General features: G+C 36.8%; 3 protein-coding genes and 1 pseudogene. 1 reads left to right on the forward strand and 3 read right to left on the reverse strand.

The window, feature by feature from the left end; translation table 11 throughout:
• Window positions 1–47: 47 nt before the first annotated feature.
• Entirely contained in the window at window positions 48–2,753 is a 2,706-nt protein-coding gene (acnA, locus tag GJU32_RS07650) for an aconitate hydratase AcnA (protein WP_155591332.1), read from the reverse strand.
• A gap of 500 nt (window positions 2,754–3,253) precedes the next feature.
• Between acnA and GJU32_RS23345 the strand changes: the two genes are divergently transcribed.
• Window positions 3,254–3,592, forward strand: coding sequence for a hypothetical protein (locus GJU32_RS23345; RefSeq protein WP_230874975.1), 339 nt, complete (start codon window positions 3,254–3,256; stop codon window positions 3,590–3,592).
• A 410-nt stretch (window positions 3,593–4,002) separates the two neighbouring features.
• Here the strand turns inward: GJU32_RS23345 and GJU32_RS07660 are convergent.
• A pseudogene (locus tag GJU32_RS07660) lies at window positions 4,003–5,563 on the reverse strand (IS1182 family transposase); the annotation flags it as partial.
• A 161-nt stretch (window positions 5,564–5,724) separates the two neighbouring features.
• Window positions 5,725–6,093: a DUF6713 family protein gene (locus GJU32_RS07665; protein ID WP_155591333.1), complete on the reverse strand. Its 369-nt coding sequence runs from the start codon at window positions 6,091–6,093 to the stop codon at window positions 5,725–5,727.
• Window positions 6,094–6,240 lie beyond the last annotated feature (147 nt).

Genomic DNA, 6,240 nt, shown 5'->3' on the forward strand with positions numbered 1-6,240 from the left:
CCAAACAAAAAAACCGACCTCCTAAGAGATCGGTTTTATGGTTATGATTACTCAGCAGCTTTTGCGCGTAGAACCATTTGTAGGATACCACCGTGACGGTAGTAGTCTACTTCTACTTCTGAGTCGAAACGAGCTAAAGCTTGGAAAGTTTTAACTGTGCCGTCTTCAGATTTAGCAGTTACTGTTAAGATTTCACGTGGTTTTACGTTATCAGTAATGTTTACAGAGATTTCTTCTTTACCTGTTAAGCCTAATGTCTCAGCAGATTCACCTGGCATAAATTGAAGTGGAAGAACACCCATCATTACTAAGTTAGAACGGTGGATACGCTCGTAAGATTGTGCGATAACAGTTTTCACGCCAAGTAGGAATGTACCTTTCGCAGCCCAGTCACGAGAAGAACCCATACCATAGTCGTTACCAGCAAGTACTACTAAGCCAGTACCTTGTTCTTGGTATTTCATACATGCGTCATAGATGTACTCTACTTCGCCTGTTGGCCAGTAAGTTGTGAATCCACCTTCTGTACCAGGAGCAACTTGGTTACGAATACGGATGTTTGCGAATGTACCACGCATCATTACTTCGTGGTTACCACGACGAGAACCGTAAGAGTTGAAGTCACGGATTGCAACACCGTTTTCAATTAAATATTTACCTGCAGGTGTATCTTTACCGATTGCACCAGCTGGAGAAATATGGTCAGTTGTGATTGAGTCACCGAACTTCGCCATAATGCGTAAGCCATCTAAGCCTTTGATAGCTTCTGGCTCTTTTGCAAGACCTTGGAAGAATGGTGGGTTTTGGATGTAAGTTGATTTGTCATCAAATGTGTATAGAGACTCAGTTGATGTTTCAATTGCATTCCATTTTTCGTTAGCTGTGAATACAGTTTCGTATTCTTTTTGGAATAACTCACGGTTAACAACAGTACCTAATACTGCGTTAACTTCTTCAGTTGAAGGCCAGATATCAGCGAAGAATACTTCGTTGCCATCTTTGTCTTTACCGAATGAATCTTTTTGTAGGTCAACATCCACTGTACCAGCAAGTGCATAAGCAACAACAAGTGGTGGAGAAGCTAAGTAGTTAGCTTTTACAAGTGGGTGTACACGACCTTCGAAGTTACGGTTACCAGAAAGAACTGAAGTTACGAATAAGTCATTTTCTTTAATGGCATCTTCGATTTCAGGTAATAATGGACCTGAGTTCCCGATACATGTTGTACAACCGTAACCTACAGTATTGAAACCGATTTGGTCAAGGTAAGTTTGTAAACCTGAATCTTCAAGGTAACCAGTTACAACTTTAGAACCTGGTGCTAAAGAAGTTTTAACCCATTTAGGTACTGTTAGACCTTTTTCTACAGCTTTTTTCGCTACTAAGCCCGCAGCAATTAATACGTATGGGTTAGATGTATTTGTACAAGAAGTGATCGCAGCGATTGCAACAGCACCTGTTGGAATTTCTACATCGCCTTCAGCGAATTTTGCTACAGATGTTTTTGCGAATTCATCTTCTGTTAAACCGAAACCTTGTGTACCTTGTGGTGCCACTACTGCTTCTTTGTAACGAGAACGCATTTGAGATAGTGGAATTAAGTCTTGTGGACGTTTTGGACCAGAAAGGTTTGGTTCGATTTCAGCTAAGTTTACTTCTAATACGTCAGTGTAAACTGGCTCTAAAGTTGGATCGAAGAACATGTGGTTAGACTTTAAGTAAGATTCTACAACCGCGATGTGCTCTTCGTCACGACCAGTTAAACGCATGTAGTTTAATGATTCTTCGTCAATTGCGAAGTAACCACATGTAGCACCATATTCAGGAGCCATGTTAGAGATTGTCGCACGGTCAGCTAGTGGTAATTTAGATACGCCAGGTCCGAAGAACTCAACGAATTTACCAACTACGCCACGTTGACGTAATACTTGTGTTACTTTTAATGCTAAGTCAGTAGCAGTAGTTCCGTTTGGAAGGTCGCCCACTAATTTAACACCGATAACTTCTGGAATTGGGAAGTATGAAGGTTGACCAAGCATACCTGCTTCAGCTTCGATACCACCTACGCCCCATCCAAGAACGCCAATACCGTTGATCATTGTTGTATGAGAGTCAGTACCTACTACTGAATCTGGGAATGTTTCGAATGTGCCGTCAGCATTTTCGTTTACGTGTACAACTGGAGCTAAGTACTCTAAGTTTACTTGGTGAACGATACCTGTTGCTGGTGGTACAGCACGGAAGTTATTGTAAGCAGTTTGAGCCCATTTTAAGAAGTTATAACGCTCAGCGTTACGTTCAAATTCTAGGTCCATATTTGCTTGTAGTGCAGCTGCATTACCGTATTTGTCAACTTGTACTGAGTGGTCAATTACAAGGTCAACTGGAATAGCAGGGTTGATTTTGCTTGGGTCGCCGCCCATTTCCTTCATTGCTGAACGAAGAGATGCAAGGTCAACAACTACTGGTACACCAGTAAAGTCTTGTAATACAACGCGAGAAGGCTTGAATGGTACTTCTGCTTCCGGATCAGCACCATTGCCCCATTTTGCTAATTCGTTTACGTGCTCTTCTTTAATTACATATGCATCATATTGACGTAAAACAGATTCTAATAAAACTTTAATTGAGTAAGGAAGGTTTGAAACTTTTGCAACGCCAGCTTTTTCAATCGCAGCTAAATCATAGTAATTGTAAGTTTTACCATTTACTTCGAATGATGCGCGGCTGTTGTGTAAATTACCTTGTGCCATTTGCGGATCCCCCTAAATATATCTTTTTGAAAAGGCTTTATAAAAGTGTAGCATCTTTTCTCCAATACCCATGATAACGTATTTATATTCATAAGTAAATTACATTAATATTATCTTTTTTGATAAGCATAACTTATGACCTTGGTTGCTATCCTGATGTTTTTAATTTTTTGATGTGCATAATATCAAGGTTTTGTTTTAACACGACTTTCTATACCTCTCTAACTAAGTGTATTTAACTGTATTTAACTGGGGCACTTTTTGGGGCACTTACTGGGGTACTCGTAGGTTTTTTTAAAAAAGGTACCCCAGTTCATAATACTGTAAATAATTTAGGTTTGGACAGGTACTATTTTATAATAGAAGAAAAAATTTAACATGCTTAAAGTTAATATTATTTCTTTGCCACAACTCGTGGCATTTTTTTATGTACTGACAACATTCTACAATATCGATACAATTTTATTATTACAAATAAATCCCAAGGGAGTAAATACCTTATGAAGAAATTCTTTCCTAATTCAACACTTATATTTTCACTATTGTTAGTAGGATGTGTAGATACTGCAAAAGATAATACATCTAAACCTGAGAAATTCCCAAGTTTGACAATAGAAGAACAAAGCAAAAAATTTATAGATGAAAATTTAGAAGGTAAAACTATAGTGGATTTTACAAATAAATTACTTACTGTAGCAGATGAAAAATTGGTGGATATGATCATTCTTGGTCATAAAAACGGACAACAATTTAAAGATGATTTTGATATTCTTGGTAGAAAAGTAACGGCCACTGGAGTAATTACAGAATTTGTATTCGAAAGTTCTAATATTGGTTAAAAAAGAAGAAGAGAAGGTACAACTACTGGAGTACGTGCAGATAAGTTTATCATCCATATGGGCAAAACTTCGAGTTTATTGATTACGATGAGCTCTATGAGAAGGATAAGAATAAAGAAGACTTTTTCCTAGGGGTTTATCCAGAAGAAATTACAAACTTTGCAATAGTTGATTTAGATCAAGAGGCTGATTTATCGGCTGGTCAAAAAATATCAGTTGAAGGAACAATTGCAAATTATGTTTTACGTAAAGACTTTTCAGACAAAAGCCAAGTTGAATGAATGATGCTGTATTAAAATAAATTTAAAAAGAGAGGCTGGGACATAACTAGCTTCAATTAGCGAGAAATCCTAATTTGAATGAATTCAAATTAGGATTTCTCTATTTTTTATGTTGTCTCCATACCTAATGGCTGTGAATTTTCTTAAATTCACGGCCATTAATGCGAGGCCTATCTCGTTTTCAACCTTCGATTTTCCTCGTACAGAAAAACGAGTGAAACGCAAATTAGCCTTCAAGAATCCAAAAACTGGTTCCACGTCGATTTTGCGTTGACGATAAATGGTACTCGTTTTTTCTTCTGAAAGCTTTGTTCTCACATATTCTTTTTGTTGTTCCCACTTCTCATTCACTATTAACTTACGATTATTTCCTTCTTTTGCTTTTGTACATAATGAACGGAATGGGCGTCCGGAACAGTCTTCACATTCGTATACCTTAAACTCACGCGTGAAAGCATATTGATCCGTTTTCGTGGTACGATATTTAAATACAAGCTGTTGTTGGTTCGGGCAAGTGTATTGATCATTTTCTTCATCATAATCCCAGTAGGCTGTATTGAATTTGTTTTGTTTATACTTTTGCTTTTGTTCTTTTAAATACAAGTTATACGTAATTAAGGCTTCTCGTTTACGATTCGAAAGGATATCATCATAATTTTGTTCACTGCCATATCCGGCATCTGCGACGATGTGTTTTGGTAACTCAAAATAATGTTGTTCGATTTCATCTAAAAACGGGATTAAGGTACGTGTATCTGTTGGGTTCGAAAAAATCTTGTAGGCAAGCGCATACTGACCTTCTGTTGCGACTTGGATGTTATAACCTGCTTTCAATTGACCATTTTTCATATAGTCGTCTTTCATTCGCATAAATGTGGCATCTGAGTCCGTCTTGGAATAACTATTTCGCATGCCAAAGATTTCAAAGTCTTTTTGATATTTTAGTTTACGTACAATATAGTCGATTAATTGTTTGCGAGCTTGCTTTGGGAATTTCCGTTCGGCTCTTAAAGCTTTTCGCTCAGCTACATCCGATGAATCCTCTATTTTTTGATCATACTCGGAAATCACTTCGTCTACTTTTTCTACCATCTGGGCGAGCTCTTCTAATGCTAATTCTTCTACATTTTCTCTTTCAATTACTGGTATGATTTCTTTCTCTAGTAGCTCATCGTATAACTGGTTTGATTTTTCAATTAATCCGTTATGATATTTCTCGATGGATTTTTTCCATACGAAAGTAAATTTGTTCGCATTGGCTTCGATCTTTGTTCCATCAATAAAAATAGCTTCCTGATCAATTAATTCTTCTTGGACCAACTGGCAACGGAATTGGACGAAACATTGGCGGATCAACTCTTTCATTTCTGGTTGAACACGGAAACGATTGATCGTGCGGTAGCTTGGTTCATACCCTTGAGCTAGCCACATCATCCGAAGACTATCTTTTAATAGGGCTTCAATTTTACGCCCTGAGAAGACAGATTGTGTATAAGCACATAAGGTAATTTTAAGCATCATGCGTGGATGGTAGGCGGGACAGCCTTCATTTCGAAGGAATGGTTCAAACGCTTCAGGCGAGATACTTTCGACTAAATGGTGGACATGGAAGGCAATATCGCTTTTTTTGTAATGTTACTTCTAAATCTAAAGGCAAAACTAATTTATTCATGTTATAATTTTTAAACATAAGGATCCTTCTTTCTGTATAATTTTGTTGTGGTGACTTAATTCTATCAGAAGTGATCCTTATTTTTTTATGAAAAAATTTAAAGCCTGTGAAATTTTACTGATCGTAAAATTTCACAGGCTTTTTAATTTAGAGATGGGTTTTGTCCCAGCCTCTTAAATCTAAATATTAATTAAAAATATTAAATGTATTACAGCAAGAATCCCCATTGAATAAATAATTGATCTTGAAAACGTATTTTTAAATTCGTTTCGAGGATGTCGTTCAAAAAACAAGTGCAAGATTGCATGAATAATAAAGAATAAATCAAGGACCCAAAAAATTATTGTTTGATATTGGCTGAAAAGTAAGGAAAGTATTATTACATAAAGAAACAAGTGAATAAATGTGAATACTTTATAAGCCTTTGAATCTTCCATATCTTTAAGCACGATAAACAATCGCCACTCAGAGCGCCTTATTGCGTCCATTTCGTGCAAAAGAAATAAAGAAAGGTTAAATAAAAAAAGTACGAGCAATAAATCAGGCATATAAAACCTCCTACATCTTTATATAACCAATGTTACTATAAAACTACTTTCGAAATACCAAGTAAACCTGCCAAAATATGTCGATATAAAGTCTGGACTTACCCCTGTTAAGTAGACAACACTAAAAAACACTACGCAGCCATCTGG

The sequence above is a fragment of the Lysinibacillus cavernae genome (assembly GCF_009724685.1).
GTDB classification, from domain to species: Bacteria; Bacillota; Bacilli; order Bacillales_A; family Planococcaceae; genus Lysinibacillus; species Lysinibacillus cavernae.

What these genes read in the sequence shown, in the direction of transcription:
- acnA (WP_155591332.1), bottom strand. Translation starts at nt 2,753, where the DNA reads ATGGCACAAGGTAATTTACACAACAGCCGCGCATCATTCGAAGTAAAT.
- GJU32_RS23345 (WP_230874975.1), top strand. Translation starts at nt 3,254, where the DNA reads ATGAAGAAATTCTTTCCTAATTCAACACTTATATTTTCACTATTGTTA.
- GJU32_RS07665 (WP_155591333.1), bottom strand. Translation starts at nt 6,093, where the DNA reads ATGCCTGATTTATTGCTCGTACTTTTTTTATTTAACCTTTCTTTATTT.